The following is an 18537-nucleotide window of genomic DNA, read 5'->3' as shown; positions in this document are numbered from 1 at the left end:
CCTCCAAGATGAGCCGCAACATCCTCATCGAAGCCCTCTTCCGCGTCACCGGCTGGGGCATCACCTCCCGCATCAACAAGCTCACCGGCAAGAAGCAGAAGTAAGCAGCCGGCATCCCGGTCTGCGATCGAGCGTCCCGCCCTTCGGTGTTGAACGGGCGGGACGCTCTGCTGTTGCCCGTGCCGATCCGGCGCAGGGCCGGGCCGGGGGAGCCGTTGGGCGCGCCTAACCGGCAATCCGGGGTCGGTGATCCCAAGCTGGTCCCGTACGGGACCCGGCCTGGGCCCGCCGAGCCGACCAGGGAGCCGATGTGACGCCGTCCCCGACCGACCAGACCGCCGGAGCCGAACCGGCCGGTGGCGGCACCGGGACTCCGGCCCCCGCTCCGCTGCGGGTCGACGTGTTCACCGGCCCGGAGACGGCGTTCTTCGCCACCTCCAGCCTGATCATCGGCGAGCGCACCGCGATCCTGGTGGACGCCCAGCTCACCCGCAGCGCCGGCCGGGAACTCGCCGAGTGGATCGCCGGCAAGGACCGCCGGCTGCTGGCCATCGTGATCACCCACCAGCACCCCGACCACTACTTCGGCGTCGAGGAGGTGCTCCGGCTCTTCCCCGAGGCCCAGCTGCTGGCCGCACCGCCGGTGGTGGACGCCATCGCCCGGACGGCCGCCGCCAAGGTGGCCCAGTGGAAGCCGGTGTACGGGGACGACATCCCGGACCAGCCGCTGCTGCCCGCGCCGCTGCTGCCGCAGCCGCTGATGATCGACCGCCAGCTGATCCGGGTGCTGCACCTCGGCCAGGCCGACTGCGGCGCGTCCACCCTGGTGCACGTCCCGACCGCGCGGACCGTCGTCGCCGGTGACTTCGTCTACAACGGCACCCACGTCTGGACGGCCGACACCGACACCGCCCAGCGCGCCGAGTGGATCCACAACCTGGCCCGGATCGCCGACCTCGGCGTGGAGCGGGTGATCGCCGGCCACCGGGCGCCCGGCGCGGACGACGACGCGATGCGGGTGATCTCCTTCACCGGCGAGTACCTGCAGGACTTCGACCAGGCCCTCGCGGACCACCCGCACGACGCCGAGGCGCTGGTGGCGGCGGTCAACGAGCGTTACGGCGGCCTGACCCTCCCCGCGATCCTGGAGCTGGGAGCCGCCGCCAACACCGCCCGCCACCCCCTGGAACGCCGCGCACCGCAGCCCGACGAGAACGGCATCATCGACGCCGAGATCGTCGACGAACCCTGAGGGCCAGGTTTTCAGCCAGGCTCTGGGGCGGTACCGCCGATACTTGGCGTATGACGGCCTACGACGCGATGGTGCTGGCGGGCGGCGGTGCCCGCAGGCTCGGCGGGGCGGACAAGCCGGCCCTGCTGGTCGGCGGGCGGAGCCTGCTCGACCGGGTCCTCGCCGCCTGCCCCGACGCGGGGACGACCGTGGTGGTCGGGCCGTGGCGGGAGACCGTACGCGACGGGGTGCGTTGGACGCGCGAGCAGCCGCCCGGCGGCGGGCCGGTCGCGGCGGTCGCCGCCGGGCTCGGGTACGTGACCGCCGACCGGGTGCTGCTGCTCGCCGCCGACCTGCCCTTCCTCGACCGGCCGACTGTCATCCGCCTGCTCGCGGCTCTCGGCGATGCCCCCGAGGACCCTTCCGAGGACCCTGACCGGCCGGACGCGGCGCTGCTGGTCGACGCCGCCGGCCGCGACCAGCCGCTGGCCGCCGCCTACCGGACGGCCGCGCTGCGCGCCTCGCTCGCCGCTCTCGGCGACCCGGCCGGACTCCCGTTGCGCCGCCTGACCGCCCCGCTGCACACCGTACGGCTGGCGGACCCGGCCGGGGTGGCGTACGACTGCGACACCTGGGAGGAGCTCGCGCAGGCCCGCGAGCGGGAGCGCGCGGAGAGCCGCCGGGAGGGCTGCTGACGGGCTCTCCGCACGGCCCGTCAGCCCCGGTGGTGAGGGAAACGACGCGCGATGGTCATCCCCGGAACCTTCCATGCGGCGCCGGATCAGGCAGCATGGGGGCCATGGAGCGCACGCTGGATGACTGGGTCACCGAGGTCAGCACCGAACTGGGGATCGACCTCGAGGTGGATGTGCGGGGGCTGCTCGACCTCGCTCGGGTGGTCGCGCACGGGGTGGCCCGCCCGGCCGCCCCGCTGACGGCCTTCCTGATCGGCTACGCCGCAGCCCAGCAGGGCGGCGGCCCGGCCGCTGTGAAGGCGGCGAGCGACCGCACGGCCGCGCTCGCCGAACGCTGGGCCGCGGACGCAGACGCAGACACAGCCCCCGCCGACGCAGATACAGCCCCTGCCCATCCCCAAGCGGGACCGGCGTGAACGGGCTGACCGCGCTCTCCGACGTGACCGAAGCCGTACCGACGCCGCAGCACCTGCGCGACTGCCCCTGGCCGCAGGCCCGCCGGGCCGCCCGGCTGGCCGGCCGTCGGCCGTTGCCCGCGCTCGACGTGGCGCTCGCGGACGCGCTCGGCCACACCCTGGCCGCGCCGCTCGCCGCGCTGACCGACCTGCCCGCCTTCGACACCTCCGCGATGGACGGCTGGGCGGTCTCCGGCCCGGGCCCCTGGCGGACCGCCGGACGGGTCCTCGCCGGACAGCCCGCCGCACCGATCGCCGACGGCGAGGCGGTGGAGATCGCCACCGGCGCCCAGCTCCCACCCGGCGCCACCGGCGTACTCCGGCGCGAGCACGGCCGCCTCGCACCGGGCGGCACCGCGCCCGTCACCGGCACCGCGCCCGGGCTGCTGCACGCGCTGGGCAGCTCGGTGCCCCCCGGGCAGGACGTCCGCCCGCGCGGCCAGGAGTGCCGGCGCGGCGAGCCGTTGCTCCCGGCGGGCACGCCCGTCACCCCGGCGGTGCTCGGCCTCGCCGCCGCCTGCGGGCACGACAGCCTCACCGTGCACCGCCGTCCGACCGTCGAACTCCTGGTGCTCGGCGACGAACTCGTCGAGTCCGGCCTCCCGCTCGCCGGGCTGGTCCGGGACGCGCTCGGCCCGCTGCTGCCGCCGTGGTTGCGGGCCTCCGGTGCCGAGCTGCTCGGCCGACGGCAGGTCAGGGACGATCTCGGGCTGCTCCGGGACGCCGTCCGGCACTCGCCCGCCGACGTGGTGATCACCACCGGCGGCACTGCCGCCGGACCGGTCGACTTCCTGCACGCGGCCCTGGCGGAGGCCGGCGGCCGACTGCTGGTCGACGGTGTCTGCGTCCGTCCGGGGCACCCGATGCTGCTCGCCGAACTGCCGGGCGGGCGCCACCTGGTGGGGCTGCCGGGCAACCCGCTGGCCGCCGTCGCGGGTACCGTCACGCTCGCGCTGCCGCTGCTGCACGGCCTGTCCGGGCGCCCCACGCCCGTCGCGCTGCCGGAGACCGCCGCCGCCGTTCTCCCGGGACACCCGACCGACACCCGGCTGCTGCCGGTGGTCCGGACCGAGCGCGGTGTCGCACCGCTCGCCTTCGACGGCCCGGCGATGCTGCGTGGTCTCGCGCTGGCCGAGGCGCTCGCGGTCGTCCCGCCCGGTGGCCTGCCGTCCGGTGCCCGGGTCGAGCTGCTGGCGACCCCGTGACGCGCCGCCCGGCCCTGCTCCGCCCCCGGGGCGAGAGCGGGCCGGAAGTGGACGGCATCCTGCTGCCCGCCCGGCAGGCCGCACCGCCGCTGCGGCAGGTCGGGTTACGGCTGGCGCTGGCGATCAGCGTGCTGGCCGCCACCACGGTGATCGTCTGGCTGGACCGGTCCGGCTACCACGACAACGCGGGCGGCACGCTCAGCTTCCTGGACGCCGCGTACTACGCGACCGTCACCCTCTCGACCACCGGTTACGGCGACATCACCCCGGTCAGCGCCGGTGCCCGGCTCACCAACATCCTGGTGATCACGCCACTGCGGGTGGTCTTCCTGATCATCCTGGTCGGCACCACGCTCGAGGTGCTCACCGACGTACCCGCAAGCAGTGGCGGCTGAACCGCTGGAGGTCAACCGTGCGGGAGCACACCGTCGTTGTCGGGTACGGCACCAAGGGGCGCAGCGCCGTCGACACCCTGCTCGGGCAGGGCGTGGCCAAGGAGTCGATCGTGGTCGTCGACCCGCAGCGCAAGGTGATCGACCAGGCGGCCAGGGACGGTCTGGTCGGCGTACTGGGCGACGCCACCCGGACGGATCCTCGGACGGCCTGGCCCTCGTACGGCCTGATCCTTGTACGGCTCGACCTTTGTCGGGCAGGGCGCACGCGCGGGAGTGCTGGGAGCGGACGGCCGTCGCGGCGTAGCGTGGCGGGCATGCGAGCAATCATGATTTCCGAGCCCGGTGGTCCAGAGGTACTGACCTGGGCGGAGGTGCCCGATCCGGTACCCGCCGAGGGTGAGGTGCTGGTCGAGGTGGCCGCGACGGCCGTGAACCGGGCCGACCTGCTGCAGCGTCAGGGGTTCTACAACCCGCCGCCCGGTGCGTCGCCCTACCCCGGGCTGGAGTGCTCGGGCCGGATTGCCGCGCTCGGCGCCGGGGTGTCCGGCTGGGCGGTGGGCGACGAGGTGTGCGCGCTGCTGTCCGGCGGCGGATACGCGGAGCTGGTCGCCGTTCCGGTGGGCCAACTGCTGCCCGTACCGAAGGGGTTGAGCCTGGTGGAGGCCGCCGCGCTGCCCGAGGTGGCCGCGACGGTCTGGTCCAACGTGTTCATGGTGGCCCATCTGCGGCCGGCCGAGACGGTGCTGCTGCACGGCGGGGCGAGCGGGATCGGGACGATGGCGATCCAGTTGGCGAAGGCGGTCGGTGCGCGGGTGCTGGTGACGGCGGGCAGCGCGGAGAAGCTGGCGCGCTGTGCGGAGTTGGGCGCGGACGTCGGGATCAACTACCGCGAGCAGGACTTCGTCGAGGCGGTCCGGGAGGCCACGGACGGAGCCGGGGTGGACGTGATCCTGGACATCATGGGCGCCAAGTACCTGCAGCGGAACGTGGACGCGCTGGCGGTGAACGGCCGGGTGGTGATCATCGGCCTGCAGGGCGGGGTGACGGGCGAGATCAACCTGTCCACGCTGCTCGCCAAGCGCGGCGCGGTGGCGGCGACCAACCTGCGGGGCCGTCCGCTGGCGGAGAAGGCGGCGATCGTCGCGGCGGTGCGCGAGCACGTCTGGCCGCTGATCGAGTCGGGCGTCGTCAAGCCGGTGGTGGACCGCATCCTGCCGCTGACGGACGCGGCCGCCGGACACCGGGTGGTGGAGGCCGGCGAGCAGGTTGGGAAGGTCGTCCTGCAGGCCTGAGGGCAGGCGGCTCACCGGAAGCCGGGGGCGGGCTGGAAGTCCGGCCGCCGCAGCGGCGCATACCGGCCGCATAGCAGGGCTAGGCCGCCTCTGGACCGCCCCGGCCTAGCTTCTGGGACATGGCAAGGGCGGCCGTCATCCTCGATGGTCCGACCGCCCGGCCTTCCGTTCCGGGAGAAGGAGAAGACCATGGCTGACATCAACGAGCCCACCATCGACGAGACCGAGTCCGAGGTCGAGGCGCACGCCGAGGAGGTGCTCGCGCTGCAGGGCGTCGACGCCCCGCCGTCCCAGCTGGCGGGCAGCACCGTCAGCCTCGCCGCCTGCGCCTGAGCGACACCCCGCCCGGTGGCGTGCCCCGCAGCCCGACGGCTGCGGGGCACGCCACCGGCACGGGACGCGGCCGGCTCGCCTCCGTACGGCCCGGCCGCGCCCCGCCGCTCCCGAACGGCCCGCCGCTGTCGCGCTCCTGGAGAGGTCTCATGAACCAGCTGATCGGATACGCGGTCGCGGATCCGGACTTCTACGCGCCACTGGACACCATCGGCTCGCGTGGTGAGCTCTTCCGCCCGAGCCGGGTCCCCGAGGGCTGGCACCGGGCCGAGTCCGGGGTGTGGACCATGTGGTACCGCGAGAAGGTCCGCGCCGGGACGGACGGCTGGAAGGTCCACGTCTCCGCGCGCCCGGACCGGCTGAGCCAGGTGCTCGACCTCGCCGCCGAGGTCTGCTTCGAGCACGGCGTGCCGTTCAAGCACCTGGCCTCGCAGACCTTCCACCACTGGACCCACCACAAGCACGCGTCCCGTCCACAGAGCGGGAAGTTCGTCGCCGCCTACCCGGCGGACACCGCCGCCGCCCGCCTGCTGATGGAGCGGTTGAGCGCGGCACTGGCCGACGAGGACGGACCGTACATCCTGACCGACCGGCGCTTCCCGGGCTCCCGTACGGTCCACTACCGCTACGGCGCCTTCACCCACCAGGCCCGGGTGCAGGCCGACGGCACCCGGTTGCCGCTGGTCCGGGACGGTGGCGGCCGGCTGGTCGAGGACCAGCGCGGCGTCCGCTTCCAACTGCCGGACGGGATCACCGATCCGTTCGCCCGGCCGACCGCCGCGAGCCGTGGCACGACGAGTTCGGCGGCTGCCGGGCCGACGGCTTTCAACGGCTTCGTGTTCGAGGAGGCGATCCGGCACAGCAATTCCGGGGGCACCTACCGTGGCACCGAACAGGCCACCGGCCGAACGGTGTTCATCAAGGAGGCCAGGGCGCACAGCGGCGTCGTGGAGGACGGCGTCACCGCGCCCGAGCGGCTGCGCGCGGAGTGGCGGACCCTGCGGGCCCTGCACGAGGCCGCGCCGGGTCTGGCGCCCGAGCCGCTGGCGTACTTCCGCCGGTGGGAACACGACTTCCTGGTCACCGAGTTCGTCGACGGCACGATCATGAACCACTGGATGGCCGCCAACCACCCGATGCTCACGGCCGGTCGGACGCCCGCCGACCAGGCCGCGTACTTCGCCCGCTGCGAGCGGCTGGTCGCCGGGGTCGAGGAGGCGCTGCAACGGCTGCACCGCTGCGGCTACCTGTTCGTCGACGTGAGTCCGGGCAACGTCCTGGTGGACGAGGACGACCACGTGCGCCTGGTCGACTTCGAGGCGGCTCACCGCCCGGGCGCCGCCTTCACGCCCCTCGGCACCCCCGGCTACGCGCCCCCGCAGGCCCTCGTCGCGGACGACCTCGCGGTGCACGACGAGTACGGCCTGTCGGCCCTCGCGCAGCTGCTGGTCGGCCCGTTCCACCAGGTCGTCCGGCGCAATCCCGACGCGCTCGCCCATCTGCGCCACGACGTCACGGAGTCCGGGCCCGTCCCGGACCGGCTCTGGGCCCGCGTCACCCGGTTCCACCGGCCCGGGGCCGGCCCGCAGCTGCCAGGCCCCGAGGAGGTGGCCGCAGACCCGCAGACCCACCTCGCCGACCTGCGGGACCGGATAGCCGACGGTCTGCTCGCCATGGCCGATGCCGGGCACCCGGCCCGGATGTTCCCCACCATCGCCGAGGGGTACCAGACCAACACCCTGTGCCTGGCCTACGGCGCCGCCGGCGTCGTGCACGCCCTGCACCGGGCGGGTCGGCCGCTCCCCGAAGGGGTGCTGGCGCGGCTCGGCCGCGAGGCGCTGGCCGGGGCCGACGCCCTGGCGCCCGGCCTCTACGTCGGTCTCGCCGGGATCGCCCGGGTGCTCGCCGACCAGGGCCGGCTCGACGAGGCGCGGGCCCTGCTCGACACCGCCGACCGACACCCGCTGACCGAGAGCTGCGCCACCCTCTACGGCGGTTCCGCCGGAGTGGCCCTGGCCCATCTCGCCCTGTACGGCCACACCCGCGACGAGCACCATGTCGACCGCGCGCTCGCGCTCGCCGAGGCGCTGCCCCCGGACGACCTGCTGCTGCCGCACCTCGGCGCCGACGACGCCACCGGCCTGGTGCACGGCCGCTGCGGACTCGCGCTGATGCTCCAGCAGCTCGCCGCCGTCACCGGCGACCCACGCCATCTCGCCCGTGGCGTGGGCCTGTTGCACGCCGAACTCGACCGGGAGTCCTTCCCCGACGAACTCGGGATGACCTTCCCGATCTCCGTCACCGACCAGCGCACCCTGCCCTACCTGTACAGCGGCTCGGCCGGGATGCTGCACACCGTCGGCCGCTACCTGCGCGTCGTCGAGGACGAGCGGCTCAGCGCCGCCCGGCCCCGGCTGCTCGCCGCCCTGCGCACCACGTTCACCGTCATGCCCGGCCTCTACCAGGGGCTGTCCGGCCTCGGGCTCGCCCTCGCCGAGCACGCCGACGCCACCGGCGACCCGGCCGACCGGCAGGACGCGCTCCGGGCGGGCCGGGGCCTGTTCAAGTACGCCGTCCCGCACCCCAGCGGCGTGCGGATCCTCGGCGATCAGCTGCTGCGCTTCAGCGCCGACCTGTGGAGCGGCTCGGCCGGCGTCCTGCTCTTCCTCACCCAGCTGCTGGCACCCCGGCCCGACCCGCTGTTCACGGTCGACGCGCTGTCCGGTGTCAACGCGCCGTCCTTGGTCGACGCACTCGGCTGACCGACCCGCCGTCAGACCGGGCCGGGCGGCCGTACCTCCCAGGGGAGCACCGTGAAACGGGAAAGCACAGTGAAACGCGAGCCGAACCTCCACCGCGAGCCGAACCTCCACCGCGAGCCGAACCTCCACCGCGATCTGAACCTCTACTGGGCCGGGCAGACGGCCTCCACGTTCGGCTCGGTCCTCACCGGGATCGCCCTGCCCCTGGTGGCCGTGGTCGAGTTCCGCGCTTCGGCCGGCCAGCTCGGTCTGATCGGTGCGGCGGCCACCCTGCCGGTCATCCTGCTCGGTCTGCCCGCCGGGGCCCTCGCCGACCGGATCACCCGTCCTCGGCGCGCCCTGCTGGCGCTGGACACGCTCTCCGCGCTGGTGGTCGGCGTGGTCGCCCTCGGCCTCGCCCGGCACGCCGCCTCGATCGGCTGGCTGATCGCGCTCGACGTGGTCCAGGGCGCGGTCGCGACGCTGCTGGGGTCCCTCTACTTCGTCCATCTGCGACAGCTGGTCGGCGCGGAGACGATCGGAGCGGTCCGGGCCCGGCTGCAGGCCGGGCAGTTCGGCGCGGCCATGGTCGCGCGGGTCCTGGTCGGCCCGGTCATCGCCGGGTTCGGCGGTTCGGCGGCGTTGGCCGTGGACGCCGTCAGCTACCTCCTCAGCGTGCTGGCCCTGCTGAGCATGAGTGCGCCGACCGAGCTGCCGCGCGGGGCGGGCCGGGACGGGAGCGGGTCGCTGCGCTGGGCGGCCGGTGGACTGCGGTTCTTCGCCGGACACCCGTTCCACCGCGCGCTGCTGGTGTTCGTGGCGGTCCCGGCCGCCTCGCTGGCCGGGGTCGACGCGCTGACCGCGCCGTTCCTGCTGCGCACCGTCCACGTGCCGACCGGCGCCTACGGGCTGGCCTTCGTCCTGTCCGGTGCGATGGGGCTGACCGGATCGGCCGTGGCGAGCCGGCTGCTGCGCCCGGGCCGTGATCCTCGGCAGCTCGTGGTGGCGGGCTTCGCCGGGGCGATGGCGTGCACCCCGCTGCTGCCGCTCGCGGCGGGCCCGGTGCCGCTGGCGACGGCCTGCGCGGCCCTGGGCATCGGCCTGCCGGTGTTCTTCGCCGCCATCGCGAACGTGGCCCTGGTCACGGTGTTCGGCGTCGACGTCCCCGAGGACGCGATGGGCCGGACGATGGCCGCGCTGTACGTGCTGACGGCTTCGGCGGCGATGTCCGGCGCGCTGGCCGGCGGCGCCCTCGGCGACGCTCTCGGGGTCCACCCGGCGCTCTGGGCGCTGGACGCGGCCGCGCTCGGCGCCGTGGCGCTGGCCGCGCCGTGGGCCCTGCGCGCGGCCCGGCAGCTGCGCGAGGCCGCGCCCGCGTCGGCGCTCCCCGAGGCGGTGCAGGTATAGGACCGGACTCCGTGGGTGGTCCCGGCCCGACTGGTGGGGGTCACGGCAAGAACACGGGGGCCGGTGCCCGATGTCGCTCCACCCGCGCGGCGGCAGCATCGGACGCGCACGGTCGGACGGAGAGTTCCAGGCCGGCCCGGAACCGTCCGCCGAAGGGGAGCCACCATGCAGCCGCCGGATCACGCGCCGCTACCGGGCACCGTGCGCTTCGCCATCCTCGGCCCGCTCGCCGTCGAGGTCGACGGCCGACCGATGCCGCTCGGCCCGCCCAAGCAGCGGCTGGTGCTCGCCACTCTGCTCTGCCGTCCCAACACCCGGGTCTCCGTCGACCTGCTGATGGAGGCGGTCTGGCCGGAGGAGCCGCCCCGGACGGCCCGCAAGAACCTCCAGCTGTACGTCTGGGCCGTCCGTCGGCTGCTCGGGTCGGCGGGCGGCGACGACCGGCTCACCCACACCCTCGGCGGCTACCTGCTCAAGGTCGCCGAGCCGGAGCTGGACGCCCTGCGGTTCCGCGCGCTCGCCCGGGCCGGCCGCGAGCACGCCGCCCGCGCCGCCCACGCCGAGGCCGCCCGCCTGTTCCGGCAGGCGCTCGACCTGTGGCAGAGCTCGCCACTGCCCGAGCTGCCCGGCTCCGAGCTGCTGCGCGCCGAGGCCGATCTGCTGTCCGAACGTCGGATCGCCGTCCAGGAGGACTGGGCGGAAGCCGAGTTGGCGTTGGGCAACGCCCAGGAGGTGGCCGACACCGTCCGCGAGCTGGTCGACCGCCACCCGCTCCGCGAACGCCTGCGCGCCGCCCAGCTGACCGCGCTGTACCGCACCGGCCGGCAGACCGAGGCTCTGGCCGCGTACGACGGCCTGCGCCAGCAGCTGGCCCGCGAACTCGGCCTCGCCCCCAGCCTTGCGCTGCAGGCGCTGTACCGCTCGATGCTGGCCCAGCAGTCCGGCCCTGCCGAGCGCCGGGCGCCGGGCGCGCCGCCCAGGGGACTCCCGCACACCGTGTCCGCCGACAGCCTTCCTTGTGACACCGCCGACTTCACCGGCCGGATCCAGCAGGTCGCCGCCCTGGTTGACGCGCTGCACAGCGGCGGCGGGCGGACGGTGGTCGCGGTCGGGCCCGGCGGTACGGGGAAGACCGCGCTCGCCGTCCACGTCGCGCACCGGCTGCACCAGGAGTTCCCGGACGGCCGGGTGCTGGTCGCTCTGCGTGACGAGCGCCGCGCCGCCCGGCCGACCGCCGCCGTCCTGGCCGAACTCGCCCGGCTCACCGGCCTTCCCGGCCCGCTCCCGGAGGACATCGCGCAGGCCGCCGCCCGCTGGCGGGCCTGGCTGGCGGACCGCCGCATCCTGCTGGTGCTGGACGACGCACCCAACGAGTCGGCCGTCCGGCCGCTGCTTCCCGGCGCCGGGGCGAGCGCGGCCCTGGTGACCTCGCGGACCCCGCTGGCCGGCCTGGCCTCGGTGGACCGCCTCGGCCTCCCGCTGTACTCCCCGCCGGAGGCCCTCGACCTGCTCGGCCGGATCATCGGCCCGGACCGGCTGGCCGGCGACCGTGCCGCCGCCGAACGCATCGTGGCCGCGAGCGGCCTGCTGCCGCTGGCCGTCCGGGTCGCCGGTCTGCGCCTCGCCGTCCTGTTGCACCTCCCGCTCCGGGAGTTCGCCGACCGGCTGGCCGAACCCCACGCGGTGCTGGACGAGTTGGCCGCCGGTGATCTCACCGTCCGTTCCCGGTTGGCCGACTGCTGGCGGGACCTGCCCGAGCAGGTCCGCACGGCCGTCCTCCGCCTCTGCCGGCTACCACTGTCCCGGCCCTTCACACGGGACGACGCCGCCACGGCCCTGGGCTGCGACCCCGGCCGCGCGCTACGCCGGCTCGAAGCCCTGGTGGACACCAGCGTGGTCATCTCCCCGAGTGGCGAGGTCACCGCGCACACCGCGCAGTACGCCCTGCCCAGGCTCCTCCACCTGTACGCCCGAGAACTGGCCGCCCGAGAACTGGCCGCAGCCCAGGCGACGCAGGAGGCGGCCGTGCCGCTGCTCGCCGGGGCCTCCGAACGGAGTTAGCGATGCGAGCTCGGTCGGACGCGCGAGCGCGGCACCTTTCTGCTGACTGTCAGTCACCACCACTACCGTCGGGGTGGACCCGTAGAGATTCGGAGTCCGATGCGGAGGTTCGAAGGGCCTCTTGTGCGAGTCGGGCGTCTGCTGCCACCCTCAGCGCTGTGATCAGTCCGTCGGTAAGCACTGTGGCCGGACCGGCTGCGGACCCCTGGTGGTCGCGGGGCCTGTCCGCAGCCGAGCGGCCCGCCGCCCGGATCGGCGCGAGCCGGCGGCCGGACTGGGCCGCCTTCGTCGAGACGGTCCTGGCGACCTCCGCCGAGCCGGTCGTGCCACCCGGGGACCTGCCCGGCACGACCGGGTTCAGGGCGGTGACGGCGCCGTTCGCCGAGCTGGCCGCGACCCGGCTGCCGACGGCCGGCTCCGTGGCCGGGGTCGACCTGCCCGCCGTCCGGGCGCTGTTCGTGGACCAACTGGCCGACGCCCTGGCCCGGCAGGCCGCGCGCACCCTGGTCCTGGAGCTCAACGTGGCCAGGGTGGACGGACGGCTGGTCGGTGCGGCGCCGTCGACGCGGTTCCGCCACTTTCTCGCCCTGGCCGCGAGCCGCGACGGTCTGCGCTCCCTGTGCGACGAGTACCCGGTGCTCGCCCGGCTGCTGGCCCGGACGGCGCTGGCGGCCGCCGAGGCCCTGACGGAGCTGCTGGCCCGCTTCGCCGCCGACCGGGCCGACCTGGTCGCCACCCTGCTGTCCGGCGTCGATCCCGGAGCGCTGGTCGCGGTGCGGCGGACCACCGGTGACGGACACCGTCGCGGTCGCAGCGTCGCGGTGCTGCACTTCGCCGACGGTCACCGGGTGGTGTACAAGCCGAGATCGCTCCGCGCGCACCGGCACTTCAACGAGGTGGTCGACTGGTTCAACGAGCAGCCCGGGACGCCAGGACTGCGAACCCCCGCACTGCTGGACCGGTCCGGCTACGGCTGGGTGGAGTTCGTCGCCCCCCAACCCTGCGCGAGCCCCGGGCAGTTGGAGCGGTTCTATCTACGCCAGGGCGGGTGGCTCGCCCTGCTGCACGCCGTGGACGGCACCGACCTGCACTTCGAGAACCTGATCGCCTGTGCGGACCACCCCGTCCTGGTCGACATCGAGACCCTCTTCCACCCGCCCAACCCGGCAGGCCCGGACCGGGCGGACCAGGACCCGGCGGCGCTGGTGCTGGAGGCGTCGGTGCAACGGACCGCACTGCTGCCCCGGCTGGTCATCGGTGACCGGACGGCGTGGGACGCCTCGGGCCTCGGTGGCGACCCGGGGACGCGCTCGCCGACCGAGGTCGTGGCCTGGGCGGCCGCCGGAACCGACGAGATGCGGCTGATCCGCCGGGCCGTCGAGCTGACCGGTGCCGGCAACCGTCCCCGGCTCGACGGGGTGGACGCCGACCCGGCGCAGCACACCGAGGCGCTGGTCGCGGGCTTCCGCGCGGGCTACCGCGCGATCACGGCCGGACGGGCGGACCTCACCGGTCCGCACGGCCTGCTGCACCGGTTCGCCGACGCCGAGGTACGGGTGATCACCCGGGCGACCCAGGCGTACGCGACGCTCCTGGACGAGTCGACCCACCCCGACGTCCTGCGCGACGGGGTGGAACGGGACGGACTGCTGCGGCTGCTGGAGACGGACGTGCTCGGCCGCCCGGCCCGGCCCGGTCTCGTCGACGACGAGATCGCCGAACTGTGGGACGGTGACGTCCCGTTGTTCACCGCCAGGCCGGGCAGCACGGACCTGTGGACCGGTACGGGCCGCCGGATACCCGACGCCCTGGACCGGCCCGGCCTGGACCGGGTGGCGGACAAGCTCCGGGCGATGGGGCCGGCCGACCTCGACGAGCAGGAATGGATCATCCGGGCGTCGATGGCCAGCAGGTCGACGGCGCCTGCCCACGCCCCCGGCGCCCTGCGGCCGGAACCGCCCGCCCACGCCCCCGGCGCACTGCCGGAACCGCCCGCTCAGGCCGCCGGGCCCGCTCCGGACCCCGGACGGCTGCTCGCCGCCGCCCGGCGCATCGGGGACCAGCTGGTCGATCGGGCCCACCAGGGTCGGCAGTGTACGAACTGGCTCGGGCTGCACCTGCTCGGGGACCGCTACTGGCGGGTCGCGCCGGCCGGCGCCGACCTGGGCGGCGGCTACCCGGGGCCGGCCCTGTTTCTCGCGCAGCTCGCCGCACTCACCGGGGACGCACGCTACGCGGAGACGGCCCGTCGAGCACTGCGGCCGGTCCCGCGCCTGCTGGACCGGCTCGCGGCGCGGCCCGACGAGCTCGGTGCGGTCGGATCAGGGGCGTTCGGCGGACTGGGCGGCCTGCTCCACGCGCTCACCCAGGTCGCCGGGCTGCTGGACGACCGCGAGCTCCACGGTTGGCTCGAACCGGCCACCGCCCTCACCGTCGCCGCCGCCGGGGCGGAGCACTCGTCGGGGGTCGCGGACGGTACGGCCGGTGGCCTGGTGGCGCTGCTCACCGTGCACCGGGCCACGGGCAGCGCCGAGGCCTGGCGTGGCGCGCGGAACTGCGCGGTCCGCATGCTCGGCCGCCCGCTGCCCGCCGCACCGGGCTTCACCGCCGGTGCGGCCGGAGTCGGCTGGGCGCTGCTGCGGTTCGCGGCGGCCGGTGGCGGAGCCCGGTACGAGCGCGCGGGGTTGGCCGCCCTGCGCTCGGCGGCTCGTGCGGCGGGTGGTCCGTCCTGGTGCGCGGGCCTGCCTGGTGTCGCGCTGGCGGTGGCCGACGGCGCGGTCGCGGTGGCCGACCCGGAACTGGCCGCGCTGGTCGAGCGGGCCGTTCGCGAGGTCGTGGCCAGGGGTCCGCTGCCCGATCACAGCCTGTGCCACGGCGAACTCGGCGTCCTCGAACTGCTCGGCCGGGCCACCGGACCGGCCGCCCGCGCCGCCCGGGACCGCCGGGCCGGAGCACTGGCGGCCACCCTCGAACGGACCGGGCCACGCTGCGGCACCCCCGGTCACCTCGCGTCTCCCGGCCTGCTGACCGGTCTGGCCGGCATCGGCCACGGCCTGCTGCGGCTCGGGTTCGCGGACACGACGACTTCGGCACTGCTTCTGCGGCTGCCGAGCGATGAGCGGTTGTCATCCCGGGGGCCGCTCCCTTGTAGAGATCGCGACCAGTCAGAGAATGACCAGTCAGAGAACGACCCGTCAGAGAAGGAGACCCAACGCCATGGACGACCGGAACACACTTGGTCAGTGGAAGCAGTCGAGTGGGCGGCGGAGTCAGGCCGCCGATCACCCGGCCGGTGAGATCCAGCTGCGGGCCGGCGGCGGGCTCGCCCGTCGCGCCGATCTGATGAGTGAGGCGAACGACCCGCAGAACCCCTTCCCGACCATGAGCATCATCTGAGACCGACCCGACCGGGCAACGCGGAACGGCCGCCGGACCGGTGGATCACCGGTCCGGCGGCCGGTACTCCGTAGGCGTACCGGCCGATTGCCCGACCGGACGATGTCCGTCGGAGCCATCCACTACCGTGTGGCCATGCCAACTACTTCGCCGGTTGTCGTCGGCCGTGACGTCGAACTCGCCTTGCTGCAGGAGGCCCTGACGGAGCTGCAGGGTGGCTCCGGCCGTGCGGTGTTCCTGTTGGGGGAGGCTGGGATCGGCAAGTCCCGGCTGATCGGCTGCTGTGCCGAACGGGCCGCCGCCGTGGGCCTGCCGGTCCTGCGCGGCCGGGGGAGTGCGATCGGTGCGGGCACCCCGTTCCGTCCGATCGTCGAGGCGCTGAGTTCCCGCTTCCGGACCAGCGGGCCTCCCGAGAACCCGGAACTCGGTCCGTACCGGCCGGTGCTGGCCCGGGTGATCCCGGAGTGGCGGCAGACGCCGGCCCCGGACTACCCCGAGAGTCTGGTCGAGCTCGGCGAGGCGCTGCTGCGGCTGCTCGCCGTGCTCGGACGGGAGGCCGGCTGTGTCCTGGTGCTGGAGGACCTGCACGAGGCGGACTCCGAGACGGTCGCCGTGGTGGAGTACCTGGCCGACAACCTGGCCGGACTGCCGGTGCTGCTCGTCGTCGCGCTGCGACCGGAGCCCGGGGCCGCGCTCGATCTGGCGCGCTCGGTCGAGCGGCGCCGGACGGGCTCGGTCGTCACACTTCAGCCCCTGCCGAGATCGGCGGTCCGGGACCTCGCCGCAGGCTGCCTGGGTGTCCCGGCCGGCCGGGTGCCGGCTGCGGTGGTCGAGCGACTGACCGTCGGAAGCGACGGGAATCCGTACCTGGTCGAGGAGTTGCTCGGCGAGATGGTCGCCTCGGGGGCGCTGCGAGCGGGTGGCGGCGGCTGGCAGGTGGCCGGCGACCTCTCGGGGAGCGTCCCGGCGGCGGTCGTCCACCTCTACGGCCAGCGGATGGCCCTGCTGGACGCCCCGGCGCGTGAACTCCTGCTGCTCGCGGCGATCCTGGGGCCGAGGTTCTCGGCCGTCACCCTGCAGGTCATCACCGGGCACGACGACGCCGACCTGTTCGCCCACCTGAGGGCCGTGGTCGCGGCGAACTTCGTCGTCCCCGACGAAGCCGTACCGGGTGAGTACTCGTTCCGGCACGCGCTCATCGCGGACGCCGTGCTGGCGAGCATCCCCGCAGCCGAACGGGCCGCCCCGGCTCGGCGGGCCGCCGCCGCGATGCAGCAGGCAGAGCCGGAGCTCTCCGCGGATCTCTGCCAGCTGGTCGCCAAGCTGCTCCTGGCGGCGGGCGACCGGACCGGCGCGGCCCTGCTCTACGCCGACGCCGGTCGCCGGACGCTGGCCGACGGTGCGTCGGGATCGGCCGTCCTGCTCCTCGAGCGAGGCCAGGAGCTCGGGGCGGCGGCGGACCGCGCCGACATCACGGCGTCACTGGCGTGCGCCCTGGCCGAGGCCGGTCAGCTCGACCGCGCCATCACCCTCACCGACGCCCTGCCGCCGATGGGTGCGGCGAGCCCGGGTGCCGAGAGCAGGATCGCGCTGCACACCCGGCTGGCCTGGGCGGCGGTGATAGCCGAACGCGGCCAGGACAGCGCCGCCCAGCTGGCGGCGGCCCGGAAGCTCCTCGGCAACCGTGGCGGACCGGAGCAGACCGCCGCGCTCGCCGTGGTCGAGGGACACCTCGCGCTGCTCCCCGGCCAGGACGAGCGGACCGTCGACGCCGAACGGCTGGCTCTCGAGGCGGCCGAGGTGGCGGAGCGCGAGAAGCTTCCGGTACTGGCCTGCCAGGCCTGGCAGTTGCTCGCGCTGCTGGCCCGCGAACGCGGTTTCGACGACGCGGACGGCTGTCTGGAACGCATGCTCACCGTGGCCGAGACGCACAGCCTGCCGGTCTGGCGCCTCGAGGCCCTGCTGCGGTTGGGGGCCAACGCGTTCATGCGGACCGGCGACGCCCGCAGGCTCGAACAGGCCGGAGTGGCCGCTCAGGAGCTGGGCGCGATCATGCTGCACCAGCGGGTGGAGAGCCTGCTCGCGATGAACGCGGTGCTGCGGGGAGATTCGGCGGCGGCCGAGGACATCTTCGCCCGATGTCTCGACACCAGCGCCCGGATGCGAAACCTGGACACCCATCGCTATCTGTTGCTGGTCTCGGCCATCCTCGCCGCGCACCGTGGCCGGCGACGGGAGATGGACCAGGTGTTGCTGGCCTTCCGCCAAGCCGGGGGTGAGAGTTCCTTCCTGACGCCGGTGATGCTGGGGCTGTGCCGGGCCGTCTGCGCGTTGCTGGAGGAGGACCGCGAGGCGGCGGCTGCCGAGCTGGCCGCCGGCGCGGAGTGGGAGGCCCGGCACCCGAACGTGTTCTACCTGGCCGGGCGGTACGGCCTGCGGCCGCTGCTGGCGGTCCTGGCCGGCACTGCGGGGCGGGCCGAGTACCTCGTCGCGGCCCGGGCCCCGGCGGCGGAACTGGCCTGGAACCGGCAGTTCCTGCTGCTCGCCGACGCGGTCCTGCTGGGGCGGGAGGGCCGGGGTGAGGAGGCCGCACAGGCCGTCGACCAGGTGTGCCGGACGGGCGGCCTCTTCCCGACGGGCCATCACCTCGGCCTGCGCCTGGTCGCGGAGGCGGCGCTGGCCGACGGCTGGGGTGACCCGGTGGGTTGGCTGCGGACGGCCGAGGAGTACTTCCACGGCCTCGACGTCCCCTCGGTGGCGGCGGCCTGCCGGGCCCTGCTCCGGCAGGCCGGCGTGAGCGTCAACCAGCACCGCAGCGGGAGTCGACTGATACCCGAGGCACTGCGCAGATACTGCCTCACCCCGCGCGAGTACGAGGTCCTGACCCTGCTGGTCGAACGGCCCGGCAACCAGGACATCGCGCGACGGCTGTCCATCTCACCGCGCACGGTCGAGAAGCACATGGCGAGCCTGATGAAGAAGACCGCCCGGCCCGACCGCGCGGCCCTGTGCCTCCTGGCCACCGAGTTCTCCGAGGCCGGCTGAGCCGAGGCCGGCTGAGCCGGGGCCGGCTGACTCGAAGCCCGCGAGAGAGGGCCGCAGCGCCGAAGCTCACAGGGGGTGTCCGAACAGGACACCCCCTGTGAGCTTCGGCGTTCCTGGCGGACCGTCAGGTCTCTGCGGGGCCGACGGCCGACCGGTCGGGTACCCGTTCGGAAGATGGGTGCCGCGTCCCCATGTCCCGCTCCGGCCGCGCCGCAAGGATAGGCAGCAGCAGACGGAGACCCGAGCCGGGCTCGACTGGCCCTTCGCCATCAAGGAGGCGC

Annotated in this window: 9 protein-coding genes and 4 pseudogenes; all 13 read left to right on the top strand. The window is 74.7% G+C overall.

The genetic code is table 11. The annotated features are described in order from the left end of the window. Nucleotides 1-104: pseudogene (locus P3T29_RS29180) on the top strand (dolichol-phosphate mannosyltransferase); the annotation flags it as partial. A 206-nt stretch (nucleotides 105-310) separates the two neighbouring features. Further along, nucleotides 311-1252, top strand: a complete 942-nt coding sequence (locus P3T29_RS29175) for an MBL fold metallo-hydrolase (RefSeq protein WP_280719672.1) — start codon at nucleotides 311-313, stop codon at nucleotides 1250-1252. Nucleotides 1253-1302: 50 nt separating this feature from the next. Next, a pseudogene (locus tag P3T29_RS29170) lies at nucleotides 1303-1899 on the top strand (NTP transferase domain-containing protein); the annotation flags it as partial. A 97-nt stretch (nucleotides 1900-1996) separates the two neighbouring features. Beyond that, a pseudogene (locus P3T29_RS29165) lies at nucleotides 1997-2342 on the top strand (DUF6457 domain-containing protein); the annotation flags it as partial. 23 nt (nucleotides 2343-2365) lie between these two features. Beyond that, nucleotides 2366-3586, top strand: coding sequence for a molybdopterin molybdotransferase MoeA (locus P3T29_RS29160; protein WP_280719675.1), 1221 nt, complete (start codon nucleotides 2366-2368; stop codon nucleotides 3584-3586). 47 nt (nucleotides 3587-3633) lie between these two features. After that, a pseudogene (locus P3T29_RS29155) lies at nucleotides 3634-4178 on the top strand (potassium channel family protein); the annotation flags it as partial. 117 nt (nucleotides 4179-4295) lie between these two features. Further along, nucleotides 4296-5273 carry an NAD(P)H-quinone oxidoreductase gene (locus tag P3T29_RS29150; protein ID WP_280719674.1) on the top strand — a complete coding sequence of 326 codons (978 nt, stop codon included), beginning with the start codon at nucleotides 4296-4298 and terminating at the stop codon, nucleotides 5271-5273. A gap of 189 nt (nucleotides 5274-5462) precedes the next feature. Next, nucleotides 5463-5606 (top strand): hypothetical protein, encoded by a 144-nt coding sequence (locus P3T29_RS29145; RefSeq protein ID WP_280719671.1) that lies wholly within the window; start codon nucleotides 5463-5465, stop codon nucleotides 5604-5606. Nucleotides 5607-5755: 149 nt separating this feature from the next. Beyond that, nucleotides 5756-8368, top strand: a complete 2613-nt coding sequence (lanKC, locus tag P3T29_RS29140; protein ID WP_280719670.1) for a class III lanthionine synthetase LanKC — start codon at nucleotides 5756-5758, stop codon at nucleotides 8366-8368. 69 nt (nucleotides 8369-8437) lie between these two features. Then, entirely contained in the window at nucleotides 8438-9754 is a 1317-nt protein-coding gene (locus P3T29_RS29135; RefSeq protein ID WP_280719669.1) for an MFS transporter, read from the top strand. A gap of 165 nt (nucleotides 9755-9919) precedes the next feature. Continuing rightward, nucleotides 9920-11815 carry a BTAD domain-containing putative transcriptional regulator gene (locus tag P3T29_RS29130; RefSeq protein ID WP_280719668.1) on the top strand — a complete coding sequence of 632 codons (1896 nt, stop codon included), beginning with the start codon at nucleotides 9920-9922 and terminating at the stop codon, nucleotides 11813-11815. A gap of 158 nt (nucleotides 11816-11973) precedes the next feature. After that, nucleotides 11974-15111 carry a type 2 lanthipeptide synthetase LanM family protein gene (locus P3T29_RS29125; RefSeq protein ID WP_280719667.1) on the top strand — a complete coding sequence of 1046 codons (3138 nt, stop codon included), beginning with the start codon at nucleotides 11974-11976 and terminating at the stop codon, nucleotides 15109-15111. Between the two features lie 235 nt (nucleotides 15112-15346). Continuing rightward, a complete protein-coding gene (locus tag P3T29_RS29120; RefSeq protein ID WP_280719666.1) occupies nucleotides 15347-18256 on the top strand; it encodes an AAA family ATPase in 2910 nt (969 codons plus the stop codon). Nucleotides 18257-18537: the final 281 nt, after the last annotated feature.

The sequence above is a fragment of the Kitasatospora sp. MAP5-34 genome (genome assembly GCF_029894335.1).
Classification (GTDB): Bacteria; Actinomycetota; Actinomycetes; order Streptomycetales; family Streptomycetaceae; genus Kitasatospora.
The sequence above is the reverse complement of the archived record's forward strand: the minus strand, read 5'-3'. Positions and strand labels throughout refer to the sequence as shown.